The 16171-nt window shown below is 39.9% G+C and carries 11 protein-coding genes and 1 pseudogene; 11 read left to right on the top strand and 1 reads right to left on the bottom strand.

Features of this window, described 5'->3' with window-relative positions:
* Window positions 1-100 precede the first annotated feature (100 nt).
* A protein-coding gene (locus tag MKX60_RS29920) for an IS3 family transposase (protein WP_341061882.1) occupies window positions 101-1407 on the bottom strand; the annotation gives its coding sequence in 2 pieces (ribosomal slippage) (window positions 101-1020 and window positions 1020-1407; 1308 coding nt in all).
* A gap of 280 nt (window positions 1408-1687) precedes the next feature.
* On the opposite strand from MKX60_RS29920, the gene MKX60_RS29915 reads away from it, so the two are divergent.
* The 11 genes and pseudogenes from MKX60_RS29915 to MKX60_RS29865 all read left to right on the top strand — a co-directional run bounded on the left by MKX60_RS29915 (window position 1688) and on the right by MKX60_RS29865 (window position 16131).
* A complete protein-coding gene (locus MKX60_RS29915; protein WP_341061881.1) occupies window positions 1688-2311 on the top strand; it encodes a hypothetical protein in 624 nt (207 codons plus the stop codon).
* A 1838-nt stretch (window positions 2312-4149) separates the two neighbouring features.
* Window positions 4150-5400, top strand: a complete 1251-nt coding sequence (locus tag MKX60_RS29910; protein WP_341061879.1) for a replication initiation protein — start codon at window positions 4150-4152, stop codon at window positions 5398-5400.
* A gap of 163 nt (window positions 5401-5563) precedes the next feature.
* Window positions 5564-6310, top strand: a complete 747-nt coding sequence (locus MKX60_RS29905; protein ID WP_341061878.1) for a hypothetical protein — start codon at window positions 5564-5566, stop codon at window positions 6308-6310.
* Between the two features lie 143 nt (window positions 6311-6453).
* A pseudogene (locus MKX60_RS29900) lies at window positions 6454-6815 on the top strand (GNAT family N-acetyltransferase).
* A 411-nt stretch (window positions 6816-7226) separates the two neighbouring features.
* Complete coding sequence (locus tag MKX60_RS29895; protein ID WP_341061877.1) at window positions 7227-8081, top strand: ATP-dependent DNA ligase; 855 nt, start codon at window positions 7227-7229, stop codon at window positions 8079-8081.
* Between the two features lie 536 nt (window positions 8082-8617).
* The gene (locus tag MKX60_RS29890) at window positions 8618-8875 is read left to right on the top strand and encodes a hypothetical protein (protein ID WP_341061876.1); all 258 of its coding nucleotides are present in this window, start codon (window positions 8618-8620) and stop codon (window positions 8873-8875) included.
* The gene (locus MKX60_RS29885) at window positions 8868-9797 is read left to right on the top strand and encodes a hypothetical protein (protein WP_341061875.1); all 930 of its coding nucleotides are present in this window, start codon (window positions 8868-8870) and stop codon (window positions 9795-9797) included. The genes MKX60_RS29890 and MKX60_RS29885 overlap by 8 nt, the downstream gene beginning before the upstream one ends.
* Before the next feature lie 14 nt (window positions 9798-9811).
* Window positions 9812-11650, top strand: a complete 1839-nt coding sequence (locus MKX60_RS29880; RefSeq protein WP_341061874.1) for a hypothetical protein — start codon at window positions 9812-9814, stop codon at window positions 11648-11650.
* A 99-nt stretch (window positions 11651-11749) separates the two neighbouring features.
* On the top strand, window positions 11750-12121 hold the full coding sequence (locus MKX60_RS29875; protein ID WP_341061873.1) for a DUF2085 domain-containing protein: 372 nt from the start codon (window positions 11750-11752) through the stop codon (window positions 12119-12121).
* Window positions 12122-12475: 354 nt separating this feature from the next.
* Window positions 12476-14485 (top strand): hypothetical protein, encoded by a 2010-nt coding sequence (locus tag MKX60_RS29870; RefSeq protein ID WP_341061872.1) that lies wholly within the window; start codon window positions 12476-12478, stop codon window positions 14483-14485.
* A 1322-nt stretch (window positions 14486-15807) separates the two neighbouring features.
* Entirely contained in the window at window positions 15808-16131 is a 324-nt protein-coding gene (locus MKX60_RS29865) for a hypothetical protein (RefSeq protein WP_341061870.1), read from the top strand.
* Window positions 16132-16171 lie beyond the last annotated feature (40 nt).

Raw genomic sequence — 16171 nt, 5'->3', positions numbered from 1 at the left:
TCTTCGCAGGCACGTAAAAAAAGCCTAAGGGATGCTTAAACTGTACCCTATGTAAAGGACATTTAAAAAAAGTCTAGGCAGATTGAAGAAGATGATCTCTTTATTGAACAGGGGTCATCTTTTTTAAATCCCATTGATACCTGTAGTGGTTATAGTAGGTCATGTAATCCTTAATCTCCTGTTTTAACTCAATCAAAGTCAAACAAGGCTTAATGGAAGCTTGATCTTTAAAATGACCAAAAAAAGATTCTTGTGGGGCGTTATCCCAGCAGTTTCCCCGCCTAGACATGGATTGTTTCAATTTCATTTTCTTAACCATTTTTTGAAAATAAGGATGTGTATAATGAGATCCCTGATCAGAGTGAATGAAGGCACCATCAGCTCTTTTAAACCTTTGGTTTTTCTTAAGCTTTAGGAGAGTATCTGTCGCAAGATCCATTGTGATTCGATCTGACACGTGATATGCCAAGATCTCATTGGTTGAACTATCTTTGATTGTGGATAAATAGGCTTTTTTACCCAATCCGTAAAATAAATAAGTGATATCCGTCAGTAACACCTTACCTGGAATGTTCTGCTTAAACTCCCGGTTCAGCAGGTTAGGAACGACCCTATGCTCCTGAGTAGCCTTCATCATCCGTTTATAGGGATTGGCCCTCCTAAAGGGGCATACAATGCTGTATTTCTTCATAATCCTCCTAATCCTTTTCAAATTGTAGATCATCTTAAACTGGCCCTCCAATGTCATCTTGATGGATCGGGCACCTTTCTTTCGTCTTTTGAAATGAAAAGCTTTTAGAATGACTTCTCTTAGTTGCTCATCTTGCTGTTTCTTCTGGATTCTCTTTTGCTTTGCTTCGGAAGACCAATACCTGTAATATCCACTCCTGGAAACCCCGGATACTTTACATAAATAGTTGACCAAACGGGAGAGTTGATATTTCTCGATGATGGTATGAATAAGGACAAATTTCTGGCTAGATGAAAGTACTATCCCTTGTTCTGCCTCCTTTCCATGAAACGAATCTTTTTTAACAGTTCATTCTCCGCTCGCAGCAAAGCATTCTGAGCTTCTAGCTTGGCATACTTCTCTTCGAGCGTTAGCTCCCGTTTAAGGGGTCTTCCTGAGGCGTGGCTTCTTGTATCCTGCAAACCTAAGATTCCGTTCTCTTGGTAACTCGCACGCCATCTCTTTGCTGAGGATTCGACTCTTTGGAGGCCAATGACAGTTACGTCAAAACCACATACTTCAAATATTTCTCTCGGCGGCTTCCCCTTATTATTCTCTGAGATAAACAATTGCTTAAACGCATCCGTATATGTAATTGCCTTTAAAGATACGGACCTCACATACGGATTGTTAGATAACTGCTTGATCTCTTTATCTGTAAATATTTTCTTGCTCATACCATTCCTCTTCCCTATCTTCTTCGTTATAAACAAAAATACCCTACCGAGAGACTTTTTAAAAGTGTCTACTCGATAGGGTACAGTTTAGCTTTCCCATAGGCTTTTTTAATCGATACTTTCGGATTTGTGAATATTACAACATAAACTTCATAAATAATCCCGTTACTACCTTCCAATTCTTTGGCCACCAGGGGAACTAGTTTTCTCAATTAGAGGTTACATAAGAGATTTGAAGAATAAATAGTAAAATAATTATTTTCATAGGAGGGTATAGAAATTGTCAGATGAAATGAGTAGTAAAAAGTTTGCTATTTCGAAGGATTTTGTGATTAACAAGAATGATATTATTGTACCTCATGCTGTATCTGGTTATTACAACGCCATGACACAAAAATCCCAAGAGATGATGGAAAGAGTAATAGAGGACAGAGAAAGGGAAGCCGCGAGGAAAGATGCCGAAGCAGAGCAGAGACATCAGGAAAGTTTGCAATCAACTCAAAAGCTTTCACAGGCACTATCTGAAGCAATTACCAACGGAAGATCAGTTACAATTTCAATCGAAGGTAGCACCATACATAACTTGCAACAAAATGTTGATGCAATAGGTAATACTCAAAATAACTATGTTACTCAAGGTATTGACGTAGAAGCACTAATATCAACTTTAAAAGGAGTATTTGAATATTTACCTGAGGAAGAAAAGATTGAGGCCAATGAAGCGTTGGTTGAGTTAAACGAAACAATAGATGCAAACGAGAAACCCAAAAAGAGCGTGCTAAATTATTTAAAATCCTTCGTTAAAAAAGCAGCGAGTAATCCTGCTGCAACTATTGCAAGTGCCAAGGCATTGATGGTCGAAGGAGATCAAGCAGTAGAAGCATTTAAACAGTTATGTAATTAGTGCTGGTTCATAAGAAAATCAGGAGAACTCTGTGAAAATAAATTACTAAATAAAAAGATCGGCCCCCAAAAGGGCTTCTTTTTTTTGGGTTTGTTTTGCATAATAGAGTAAGTCTAAAAGGTACACCAAATGAACTAGGCTCCAAAAAGAGGAGAATGTTCGGGTTTTTCCAAATTGAATAAAAAGGTCAAACGATAGAATCAGGGATTAAAAACTCTAAAAGGTCGGTCTAAAAAGGAGGCGAAGAAAATGATCGTCGGTTACGCACGTATTTCGGATAAATCGCAGGAAATTGTGTGAGGCTAACCGATGTATGAAGAATCAGAAAATAACTTATGGTTGATGGAAAACATGTACTTTCAGTGTATTCTCATGAGATATCCGTGGGAAGAAGCGGGAAAAGAGTCATTGAAATTGGTGATGCTATTGAAAGAAAACTATGGGATTTATCAGTGTCGCGATTAGTGGGTTATAAGAGTTTTTAAAAAATGATAGTTTATTTATTGCTGAAGATAAAATTCAATTTAAAGTGATCCAAACCATTAATAAAGTGTTGGTTCAGAGAGAATTTATGAAAAAAAAAATTATCGTTGTGATCAGGATTATTACCTGAATAAAATGATCTTTTGAAGTTTAGTGTGTTTGAGGTATCTGTTAATTAACCATTTGGTTATCGATAGCGTAGGAGCAACTTAAAACCAGCTAAGTTGCTTTTTTTGTGTTTTTAGAGGTTAGAATTACTCTATATGAAGGGTTTCAGTGTTCTTAATTAGAGTATAGGAGAATAGAGTATAGAGAAGGTTTAAAATTGGAGATTTATTAATGAAGATTCTCTTAATCTCTTAAGTGATATACATAGTTATTTATTAATGTGTTTATATTCTTTTATTTTATTAATATGTTTATTGTTTTAAGAGGCTGAAATGCTAGTACCTGTAAGGGTTAAACATAGATTAGTGCCACTAAGAAGGGAGTTAAATGCCACATCAAAGGGAGTCTATGACCACAAAAAAAGGAGTACTAGGTACCACATAGAAGGGAGTCTAATGCCACATTAAAGGGAGTATAGGTGCCACTTACAAGGGAGTCATTACAAGATCCGCTGTATATGGTTTAGTTAATCCTTTTTGTGTGGCATTTTGTACTGTAGCTTTTCTAAAAATCAAAGGTGATTTCATGAATTTGAGTGAAATCACCTTTGATTTACATCCGAAATAAGTCCGTTCTAAGAGAATTTTAGCCTAAGTGCCACATAAAAAGGAGTGTTTATTGAGATAGCAATAAAGAAGGTTACTATAGTACTTCCGTAAGTGAGGATTTTAGTTAGAATGCCACACTTACGGGAGTAAATTCGATTATATGCCACCTTTAACGTCATTGGACTCCTTTTCATGTGGCCTTTAGTTAGAATGCCACATGAAAAGGAGTGAACAATCGATTATATGCCACCTTTAACGTCATTGGACTCCTTTTCATGTGGCCTTTAGTTAGAATGCCACATGAAAAGGAGTGAACAATCGATTATATGCCACTTTTTAACGTCATTGGACTCCTTTTCATGTGGCACTTTAGTTAAAATGCCACACTTGCGGGAGTAAACAGTCGACTATATGCCACTTTTAACGTCATTGGACTCCTTTTCATGTGGCACTTTAATAGAAACACCATCAAATTAACTATTTTGAGTACTCAGACTCCTTATTACGTGGCATTTATTAGAGTTACAACTCTGATAGTGGGCAATATTCATGAAAAAAATGCCACATCGAAGGGAGTAGATAATACTTTCAAGGTACAATACAATCTATATATTAAATAAAGTTTAGTGAGGGTAACGCATGATAGAGAAAGAGCAGCAGTTAGAGTTCGATTTCGAACATGATGCCATCTCGGATCATTACATCGTTTCGGAATCTAATGCATTAATTGAGGCCAGGACTAATCTCACACTATACGAAGAGAGACTAATATACATACTAGCATCTAGGATTCATCCTGATGATACACAATTTAAGACTCATTTTTTCAAGGTTAAGGACATTGCTGAGAAGCTGGATCTTACCGAAAAGAATTTTTATAAACGCGTTCGTGATATTGTAGAGGGTTTACAGGATAAAAAGGTGATTATCGAAGAAAAGAGCATGCAATCCACACTGTCAGCACACTGGTTGGCTGCAGCAAGGTACTATCATGGTAAGGGTACGATAGAGCTTGAGTTTTCTTCAATGCTTCGCCCTTATTTACTACAGCTCCAACAAAACTTTACGAAGTTTAAAATGTGGAATGTTCTTTATTTGAAAAGCTTTTATTCTTCCAAGTTGTACAAGCTACTTAAACAGTATCTCCCGCTCCAAAAGAGAAGATTTACGCTGGAACAGCTACGGGATATGCTTGAGCTGGAAGAAGGTAAGTATGTGAAATACAGTCATTTGAAAAATCGTATTTTACTATCCTCTCAAATGGAACTAGAAGCTAAGACAGATATAAAATTTACGTTCGAAGAGATCAAAAAAGGTGCTAAAGTGGTTGGTATCGTGTTTCATATCTTCCCGAACCCTCGTGGAGGACGTGAAGGATTAAATGATGCGGAATATATCGCGCAGGAAGATCTCATCGCTTTGTTAGCTCGTTTTGAAATTAATAAAAAGACAGCTAAAGAGCTGATCCATAAGTATGGTGAAGTACTTATACGTGAGAATGTACAGTATGTATATGATAAAAAACGTAATATGGATGTAAGTAATTTAGCCGGCTACATAATAAGAGCAATTGAAGATAACTACGCGGATACTAAGCGTGAGTATGATCCGGAAGATGAAGATGATAAAGCCACTTCACTGATATGGTTAAATGATAGGATCGGCAAATCGATTTTCTTTTATGAGCAGTGTATTCGAGAGGAAATCACGACGAAAGCAGAAGGTATGCTTTCCATGAGACAAAAAATTATGGAAGACATTGTGGCCACCTCTGATCGGCGCTCCATGAACAATAAAAGACCTTTGCAGATCGAAGACTTCACAGATGGTAAAGCAAAAGAGGTATTTAAATATCTAGAATCAGAAAAGGAAGAACAAATATTACTTTAGAGTCCCTACCGTTGTGGTAGGGTCTTTTTTAAAAGAAATCAATATAGAAGTTAAATGAATATAAACTAGTAGACTGAGTTAATTGTAGTATTTGAATGGGAATAGCATTTGGCTAATTGGCTGTTAAACAAGTGGGATAAGATGATTTAATTGGAGGTTTCGTATGGAATCAATATTAGATGTAGATGTAGAGCTTGTGTGTATAGATGTTAAGAATCCTGCCCGAAAAGAATATGTACTAAAGGGACCTCAAGGAGAAGTTGGGCTTAGGATAGCCATAGAAGGAGCTAAACGTCAGCTAAACATGGTAGGGGTGAACTGGGGTGAGGGTTGGAAAAAAACATGGGATGGCGACGAGGAACTAAAGGACTTGGTGCTGAATTACACAGGGGCAACGTTTAATAGTTCACGGATAAATTTTTTCCGTGAGATCTATCAGATGCAGTTGTTCCCTGAACCCAAGATCACCCAGCAAGGCGAAAACGAGACTTTTACGTTTGAAGGTCCCACGGATACGACGGTCGTGACGAAACGGCGGCGTGAGCAGCCAGGACTTCGCAAATATTTGTTAGGCAGAGGGGAACTGGAGGCATGTGCTATTTGTGGTACCTCGCTACCACCTGAGTTTCTCATTGTGGCTCATATCAAAAAACGGTCCCAAGCTAGCGATGAGGAACGCAAGGATGAAAATATTGTACTCCCTATGTGCAAATTCGGGTGTGATGCGCTATTTGAACATGGCTGGATCGGAGTTGAAGACGGTAACGTGGTGCCCATCCGAAGAGACGGAACAGACTGGTTGGTTAATAAAATATCCGAGCTATTAGGGAAACGGGTTCCCTCATGGCACGGTCCTGCCCAGGTGTATTTTCGCTGGCATGCGATTCACCATCGGAGAATAATAGACTAATGAAGAAAACAATCGAGGCTGCACGTATATGTATGGCAGCCTCATTAATCCATAGGGCAGGATAAGGAATTTTTGAAAGGTTATTGATATAATAGAAAGGTGGGAGATTTTTGATAGAAACAAAACGTCTTATAATTAGAGAAATGGTGCAGTCCGATTATAATGCATTGTGCGGAATATTGTGTGATGAGGAAGTAATGCGTGCTGCTTATGAAAGTGCATTCAACTTAGAAGAAGCACAAAATTGGCTTAACAGACATCTTAAAAGATATGAAGAATATGGTTTGGACTTTGGGCTGTTGTATTAAAAGAAACAAACGAAATGATTGGTCAATGTGGCTTGACAATGCAAGGCTGGAGAGAAAAAGAAATTTTGGAAATAGGATTTTTGTTTCAAAAAGCGTATTGGCACAAAGGTTACGCAACAGAAGCGGCAATTGCTTGCAAGGAATACGCTTTCTCAGTTCTTAACGCAAATAGGGTTTTATTAGGGACACAAATATAGCCTCTCAAAAAGTTGCTGTTCGAAACGGTATGAATATTATTGATAAAGATACTAAGAATTTTAGGAATATAGATATGGAATTTTTTCTGTATTCTGTAGAGCGAACAAAATGAGAAGGTGAAATTGAAAAAGGTTTGCATGATGAACCCATATACTGTTTGAAATTGAGCTAACGGAGAACGTTAGTTCAACAAAGCGGCGGCAGTCTAATACTTTATTTTCTTTGGACAAATACATATAAGCTCGGGGAAATGTTGGTTTGCATTTCTTTACCTAGGGTTTTATACATTGGACCAGCATTGTATAAGCGGCTACCTAGACCATAATATTTTATAATGTTTAATGATGATTACCACCATCTACCGATATCAATCACTCATAGAGTTTGTTACGCTATAATGGGTGATGATAATGTTTACTGATCCAATGTTACTAGATGAAGTAGATGTTCCATTTGAGTCAGATCTTCATATAGCAGAACTAAAAATAGATGGTATACGCGGTATTGTTGGTAAAGAGAGCAGAACGAGAATATATAGCCGGCATCATAATGAAATTACCTCTCGATTTGATGAGATCACAGAAGCTGCGACAGCTGCAATTGACAGTGGAACTAAACTAGATGGTGAGATCGTTGTTTGTGATACTAGTACGGGAAAACCTGACTTTGCATCCACAATGGCGCGGTTTCAGTCTACACGGCAAAAGAAGATTGCACCTGGATTATGCTTTGTGGCCTTTGATATATTGTCATACAAGGGGAAAGATACGACCGCTTTACCACTTATGCAGCGTAAAGCACTGCTTGAAGAAGCGGTGAAGGAGAATCAGTTCATTAAACGCATCCGATATGTAGAGCAAGGTTTTATTCCTCTCTATGAAAAGTGTCGCGAGCAAGAGCTGGAAGGCATTGTTCTAAAGCGTAGAGATAGTCTCTATTATAAGGGACAAAGACCTCGGGGAATTTGGCAACGCGTCGTTGTATATAATAGAGAAGCATGCATTATCACGGGTTATTCAAAGAAAACACATGCTTGGTCTATAGGTGTCGAGCGTGATGGAATGATCATTTCAGCCGGTTTACTTGAACACGGACTTAACACCCTAATCGGGAAAAAGATCTTTCCATTTCTCAAGGAAGCAGCTATTCGAGAAACTAAAGATTTTGTGTACGTAGAGCCGGTTGTGAAGATAGAGGTTCGCTTTCGTCACTGGACAAAGGCTGGGAAGCTGAGATTGCCGGTCCTGGAACGGGTAATAGTATGATGATTCTCAGGTTTATGACCTTTTAAATGAATCTTTCGATAGATTCTTTTTTCATGTGTCTTTTTTTTCTCTTCCATATTCCCATTTTAACATCTGATTAGGGTCAATGGATCCATAACGTTTCTGATAGTGGCGTATCTGAAATAAGTAAGGGTTTTCTATATATGTATTGATTTTATCTTTAATATAAAAAAGGTCTTTTTAGGGACCTCCAGGCTGTCGAGAAAGTCTCGACAGCCTTATTTATGTCTATTATCGATGATAAAGTTCATCGGTTGTCCTACGCAGATTACGGACGTCCTTCCATTGATTCTGTCATCGTAATTAATATGAATTTTCCAAGATACCTTTAACGGTGTTCGTTCCGAACATCAATTAGAGCGAGAAGTCCTAAAGTGAGCTAAACAGATAGGCAAAAGTTATATATTTTAATAACCTCTATATAGTATTCAAGACATTAGTTTTAATGTAAAATTTACTAGACTAGTAAATTTGAACTAATACTTTCATCTTATCGTATAGGAGTGTGGGAATAGATGGCGATTGCTTTTGTGGGTATCTTCTTGCTCATCGTCGTCGCTTTAATGTACTTCCGTAAAAAGTCTACGGGGAAAATCGATGGGGCATACATGTCGGAAGAGGGCACGTTCCGGGTTAAGGGAAGGGGGAATCGATTTGTGATCCGAAAGGACGATCGGTTTGAATTTCTTGTTGAAGATGGGGTCATAACGGCTTGCAAGGATCTGACACGTCATAAGGATTTCGTGTACTACAGGGGGAAGGAAGATGTTTAATCGGATAAAGCGAACGGCGGATCGAATATTGGACCGTGCGGCCTCTACAGTCCAAGGATTTACAGGGGAGAAGGAACGCAGAGAGCTGGTCTCGGGCTTTAAAGAGGTATACGTGTCATATAGCAATAGAATCAGCCGATTAGTCGAACGGATCAACAGGCAGATTAAGCGATTTAATGATCGAATCGAGAATCTGAACGAGTACCGTAGCACGACAATAAAGAGGAACATCGCTTACCTAGGTGTCTTTCTAGCGCAGTTTGGCAATATCAAGGCGGTCGAACGCTTTGCACCGGAGGAGAGCATCGACCGGATTGAGATGCCGCGAAAGCATCTTGAGGCGGTTGAAGATTATATAGAGACGATTGACTGGAGTAAAGACGACGTTTTCACGAAAACATTCTTCAAGGGGATGCTCGGCGTGCGTAGGGAGACAAAGAAGGTGAATGTCCAGGCGGCACAGCGAATTGAAGAATTCACGATGAACGGAAATCGGACGTTGGAGCTAGGAGAGTTGAAGTTTCGTTTCGTGAAAGAAGATATTCGAATATTGGAGATGTATCAAGAAAGCGTGGAAGTGATTAACGACACGATCGAGACAAAAATCGTGCCTGAGTTGCAGCTCATACAGGCGTTCTTGCAATGCGAAGAAATCAAAAATCAAGTGCTCTCAAAACGGGAACTGTCGGTGACTGCAGAGACAGACGCAGGTCTGCTGAGCGCTGGGCTCTATCAGAAACATTACCGTTTTGTGAAGAATGCGTTTCTCTTCTTTGTTGTCTCCTCCAAAATTTATGATACTCCCGTGTTAACGAAGTTACTTACCAACGAACGGCACGACGCGGAGAGGGAAGTCGTCTCGAATTACGGCCGGATCGTTACGGAACAGCGAAAGCAGTTGGAGAAATACCGCGTAGATTGAGGTGAAAGAAAAAGATGTCCCTACGAGAAGTCATAGATGCAAGAGCAACGATACTGGAACAGGAACAGAAGCTATACACCTCGGCGATCACACAGATTAATACTGACATGAAAGAGTTGTTGACGAACGACTTCGGCTCTCAGCTTATCAAAAACTGTGGACGTGACCTCGCCGGTGAGCTCGTTCGAACCTTCTTCGATACATCTGACTATCATATTACTGCCGATCAGATGATGAAACGAATTCTGGAGTTTAAGTACGACAACGAATACGATCCGCTGATGGTAGGTGACGAGGTACATAAGATGGTGTTCAATTATAACGATCCCGAGAGCGCCTCAACGATGAAATCTATCATGAACGATCTGGAAAGATCCAAGCAGAAGCTGTTTAATAAGGAAAAAATCGGGATTGAGAATGGCAAGCTGAAGTCTAGATATAAAGATCAAGGCATGATTCAGAAAGGTAAGCAGCAATACCGTGCAGACCGCCATGCGGAAGGGACGATGGAAGACGACTACACAGGGAAGACGGAGACGTCGAGAGTGAACTCGCGCGGGGAACAAGTAAGTCAACTTCATGTGGAGCATACGCAGGCTTTGAGTACGGCGTATGTGTACAATCGCTATATGAAAGAGAGTGCGGAGGAGCGGATCAAAGAATTCTATAACTCCTCGGATAACTTCACCATGATGTTCGAAACCGCCAATCAATCAAAGGGCGATGTGAAGGTCGAGGTGAAAGTAAAAGTGAAAGACGGGGACGGAGAGAGGTACGAGAAAGTCGATATTACGCACAAAGCGTCTCCCCATCAGATGGCAAAAGCCGTCGCAGATCGATGGGAGCAACTTCCTAGTGAAGCGAAGCAAAAGTTGAAGGACGCAGGCTACATCGACGCAGAAGGAAACGTTTCGAGGCATGTAAAGACAGAATTGGAAAAGAATTACCGGCGATCGCAAAACGCGGAGAGTAAAAAAATCTTGAAGGATACTGAATTCAAGAAGGTATCGAAGGATGCTGGCAATCATACCGCAAAATCGCTCAGCAAGATGGTCGCGGGTCAAGTCATCTATTATACGGTACCTGCGCTGATCTACGAGCTTCGGATGATCTTGCGGGATAAGAAGGTTAATCTGAAAGAGGCTTTGCGAAAGCTCGGTAAAGCTGGAGAGCGAGTAGCAAGGTACGTCTTCTCAAAACTTGGCACGATGTTCAAGAAAATCGCGAGCCAGGGATTGAAGAAGTTTCTGAAGTCGTTCTTCGATATACTCATTAACTTAGTGAAGGCGACCGTTCAGAGGATGCTCAAGCTCGCGAAGAATCTCGTTCTGGCGGTTGTCGACGCGGCCAAGACCATAGGTGATAAACAGGCGACCCCGAGTCAAAAGGCGGACTCCGTATTTCAGTTGCTTTCTGTAACCGTGACTTCATTCGTGCTGGAGTTGTTATTTGAGTATGTAGAGCACCAGTTCGCGATTCCTGAGCCGCTCCTAATGCCGCTGCAGGTGATCGCTACCGTCGTTTGCACGAATCTGGTCATGCTCGTCTTAGAGAAGGCAGATCTGTTTAACGTTCGTCATGGTCTGTTGCTGACGAATATCCAGCAGGTTTTTCAGCGAGAGAATCAGCTTTACTTACGAAGTTTTGGGGACTTGAGCGCATCGAATAAGGAAGATACGGACCGAAAGCTGAGAGAGGTCGTTGCTGAGATCGAAGAGACGAAAATACGGCTACGGGTTATCGACCCGCATACCGACTCCGTGCAGCAGGAACTCGAGAGAATTAACGAGACTTTCGAGATGAATATCGACTTCGATAAAGAATGGAAAACATACTTGGGGGTTGATTACTGATATGATCTACATTTTTGCAGGCGTCTTGGTCGTTCTCGTCATCGCGGGCTGTTGCGCGAAGCTGAACAGCCGCTGATTGTCGGGAATGGAATAGTGATTATGGGATTTAATAAGTGGTTACGCGGTGTGCGACGGGACTTTGGCGTCATTCCGCTCTGCAATGGCAAGCCGAAACGGGCTCCTCATATCGGTAGCTTCTGCTTGCCATTGTGCTGGAGATGTACGAGCGTGGTCGGAAGTACGATAGTTTGTAGCGCGCTCCATCTCGTAGCACCGATCGATTATTTTAAATGGGGATCCGGCGTACTGGGAGCTGGCACTGTCTTCTTTACCTTGCCCATGTTGTGGGACGGGTGGATACAGTACGGGCGGAAGCTGGAAAGTACCAATTTGCGGCGAATCATTACAGGCGCTTTATGCGGCATTGGTCTGTGGTTCGGGTCAAATCTGCTGCTCTTGGTATTGGAGTAAGTATATTACCTCGCGCTGAGAATGAGCGATAAAGCTACAGGGGTTCGATCCATATAGAGTGAACTTGAAATGTAAAAGATTTGATGTAATAAAAGAAATGATTGATACAAATTCACTGGCTCATTAAATGTGGCATAATGAATGGGGCGAGTGCACTAATAAAGACGTCACTGCTAGACATTGTATATCTTAATAGGACTGATCCATCGATCGGTCTTATTTCTGTTAATATCCACCGATCCGTCATTCAGCTAACGAAGGAATATTTCCAATATGTGCTAATATAAAAATGATAAACTAAGTAAAAGAATTAATTTATTAGACCAAACGAGTCATCCACGGAGGGAAACAAATTTGAAGAAAACGCAAAATATTCGGCATATGCTAAGAAATCAGAAACATTGGAATCCGTTCAGTGATCAATACGATTCAGAGAAGATCAAGAAGGATTTGGAGTCATACTTGGCAGCATGGAAAGTCAATGATGAGAAGATCCCTGATCCGGATGACCAGTCTGCTTTAACGATTGTAAAAAATGGTCAAATCTTCCATTACTACTTCAAACAGGTTTATGAAAATATGAAGAATGCTATCGATCAAACTAAGGCACATCCTGAACATGTTATGAAGTACCTTGTCGCCATTGGCAATTCGGATACAATCCTTTTAAATAAGCATATGAAAGAAAATATTATTCATGGTTCTGATAACATTCGGTTAGAAGAGATCAGCGAGTTTAAAATAGAAGCAGGAAATGGAGGACCTTTAGTTAATGCGATAGGTGCCTTTGAAATGCAAGTTGACCTCCTTACTAACTTGCTAAATTATTTACGATATTTCCTGGATACGAAGGGGCTTCACGATAATTACGTCGAAGAGGAAATAATAAAGATCTCGAGTTATTTATACACTTCCTCTAACATCATGTTTTCCGTGAAGGATTCATACGACAGAATTGCTTGGGAAGACGGAATGATGGAAGAATCGCATCCGAACCAACTTCGGCTGATATTTAACGATGAGCAATACCCTCTACTTCTGAAGGTTGGGCAACATCGTATTGAACAAAATGTACTGTCTGCTATATTAGCAGGCCGAAATCTCTACACTGAGAATCCAGTTTACCATAAGATGACAAACCATATGAGAAAAAAGGCACGACTACAAGAAGTGTTGGTGGATAACCGAGGGTTCGTATCGACACGGGTTACGAAGGCAGATAACTACTCACCTAATGAGGAAATGATAGATGGATTAGCAGCGATCGTATCCTTCTATCCGCATATTTACATGGAACCGTTGAAGGGCTTGGACCGGCTGAGCATAAAAGATGTACTTGTTCTCTACAGCGCTTTGCTGACCTTGTCCGAGGCGTTGGAGGTTATGTTGAGACAAGAGGATAGTTCCAAGCCCAAGGCACTTAAAAGTAATTTCATAAGAATCAAGAAGAAAGACCTTTTCTCATACTTACAAAACGTAACCATGTATTCCAAATCGCAAATTGAATCATTCCTTAAAATTATTGAGAACGACTTTTACAACATGACTATAAGAATCCATTTGTGGTCAAGACCATTGATTAAAACTAGGGACGTTTATTTTCTACTTCTGGCGAGTCTTCAAGCACCCAATTATCTCCAGTTAATAGACGAATGGTTAGAGTCGGCGAAATATTCGTTAGATGAGCGAGGCGTTGCGCTGGAAAAACTCATAAAAGAGGATTTTCGGCGTTATCTAAAGGAAAAAGGCAAATACGCGATAATTCCAGAGAAACAGATATTCAAAGCAAGTAAGAAGGAATGGGAAGAAATCGATCTAATCGTATCGATGGAAAAAATGATCCTGATTGCTGAGGTCAAGAACATTAAATTCCCGATGGAAGCAAGGGACTACCATAATGGGTATAAACGATTGAAGGAAGGTGCTGCACAAGCGGTGCGGAAACGGGACTTCATATTAAAGCATCAATCGATCTTCGAATCGGAGCTGTCCGGAATTGAAGGGAAAAGAATTCACATTGCGGTCATTTGCAACTATCCTCATTACACCGGAATGGAAATCGACGGGGTGCCGGTGATCGACTTTATGGCACTATCGAGTTATATGAATACCGGAGAAATTAACGATAGTAAAGCTATATTAATCGACAACTATAAAAATGAAACAGAAATAGTACAGCAGCATAAAATGTGGAGTAATATGAACGAATTTTATGATCATTTCGAAGCGTATCTTAGAAAACCAGTTATCGTCAAAAACCACTTAAAAAAGTTTGAGCTTTCGGAGAGCCGCATCACGCTTGAGGATGCCACTCCTCAGATATTTATTCAGGAGGTAGATTTCAAAAAGGATGTAATCTCGTAGTCGAGAAAAGAAGTTATGCACCACTAACATAGGTAGTTCAATATAACAGCAGTAGTCATGGACTTTTTCCCATCATTGATTACTGCTGTTCTACTATTGGGTTAGTTAATTACTTATAATTTTCTCTGCAGAACTATAATTCAGCAGAGAAAGGGGATTTCTGCAAAGCAGAAAATAATAGGTTTTAGATTAAGAGACACGACTAACATTTGAGGTGCAGTTTTTCTATGTTTGAGTTTAGTATAGATTAAATAATATGCAGTCAATCATTATGTAAATTGAGAAGATAATCTTTAATGAGGATAATGAAATCAATTAGCGCTATCTTTCGTATTCAAAATTTGGAGGAACAATATGAACATCATTGATGATGTGGTTTATAAATAGGCTATCTACTGATTGTAGAGGATAAACTAGGCTGCTTAAATTATAAGAAAAAAAGGACGTCTGTTAGAAATTCGGCTGTAATTATTAATAATAATAGTTATTGTTCGCCCTTAGTCTGTAAAAAAAGGTATAGGGAATTGACTCTCGTTTTTGAGACAGGGATCAAAATCTTTGTGATTTGAACAAATAAATAAACGCGTGTTTTAAACATACGTGTTTGCACGCATACCGTCCCCAGCGTCCCGCTCCTACGAGCTCGATCCCCGCATTTCTACTTCTTTCACTGATTGTTTGCTACTATTTTGTTCGTTCGATCCGGCTGCTTAGCTACATCGATAAATCTATTTATGTGTATTGTCTTTTGGGACACTGCACGTAAGCATATCCACGAATCTATCATCTATCCAGGAATGACTATGATTCTTATGTCTATTTCTGAACCCATTTCTTCAACATAGCCGATAATAAACTCCTGCAGGTGTAACCTGCATTTTTGGATCTTTTTGGTTTACCTTTTAACCCGGTTTTTGCCTTTCGCGTCGCCCGGCCCCCCAAACCATCTAAAATTGTAACTTGATCCGGATTTAGTAGTAGAGTTGAACTTTTCGACTGGATACGTAGATAGCAAAAGAATAAACACGGATATAGATGTAGAGTTGAATTCTGTTACTAAGTGGAGTCTAAGTACGGAGTGTGTTGAAGTGCGGTATAAAGGGTGGAGATACAGATAAAGAGGGGAATGAGGCGGCTAAATATTGTGAATACGTGCTAACACGTATGTTATTATCACGTGTGTTATGGTATAATTAGGAATATGAGTAGTTTGCTTTTGGGGTTTGTAACTCTGTGCTAGGAGCGGGGTTTAGCTCTCCCCCATCGGACAAGTTACTGGTAGGTAGAAGACATTGAGACGTTACAGACTGGATGGTGATCATATGAAAAGGCAAATGCCTTGGATACTTAAAGGTCATGTTACTTGGGTTCGTGATCAACTACTGAGAAAGTATTCCATAGATCAACTGAACAACGATGATGTTTGGTATTCCGAAGTCATAGAGGCTCCTGAGATTCACTTTAGAGGAATTAGTGAACCTGATATTGCACAAATGTATGACTACTTCTCACCATCAGCCTTAGAGCTTCATGAGATTCAGCAGAAATACGGAAATCAAAATGACATTACTGTAGTTCTTGCCAATCTGATTGATTTATACCAGAAAGCTTTCCAAAATGCTATGAACAAACTAAAAGTAGTTTAATACTTCATTTTACTTTCCATACACATAGCGATTGGAATGG

The sequence above is a fragment of the Paenibacillus sp. FSL R5-0914 genome (assembly GCF_038004525.1).
Classification (GTDB): Bacteria; Bacillota; Bacilli; order Paenibacillales; family Paenibacillaceae; genus Paenibacillus_AQ.
This window is presented reverse-complemented; position numbering and strand designations above follow the sequence as displayed.

Bases quoted from the DNA above. Each gene is read 5' to 3' on its own strand.
- MKX60_RS29910 (WP_341061879.1), top strand. From the start codon at position 4,150: ATGATAGAGAAAGAGCAGCAGTTAGAGTTCGATTTCGAACATGATGCC.
- MKX60_RS29905 (WP_341061878.1), top strand. From the start codon at position 5,564: ATGGAATCAATATTAGATGTAGATGTAGAGCTTGTGTGTATAGATGTT.
- MKX60_RS29895 (WP_341061877.1), top strand. From the start codon at position 7,227: ATGTTTACTGATCCAATGTTACTAGATGAAGTAGATGTTCCATTTGAG.
- MKX60_RS29890 (WP_341061876.1), top strand. From the start codon at position 8,618: ATGGCGATTGCTTTTGTGGGTATCTTCTTGCTCATCGTCGTCGCTTTA.
- MKX60_RS29885 (WP_341061875.1), top strand. From the start codon at position 8,868: ATGTTTAATCGGATAAAGCGAACGGCGGATCGAATATTGGACCGTGCG.
- MKX60_RS29880 (WP_341061874.1), top strand. From the start codon at position 9,812: ATGTCCCTACGAGAAGTCATAGATGCAAGAGCAACGATACTGGAACAG.
- MKX60_RS29875 (WP_341061873.1), top strand. From the start codon at position 11,750: ATGGGATTTAATAAGTGGTTACGCGGTGTGCGACGGGACTTTGGCGTC.
- MKX60_RS29865 (WP_341061870.1), top strand. From the start codon at position 15,808: ATGAAAAGGCAAATGCCTTGGATACTTAAAGGTCATGTTACTTGGGTT.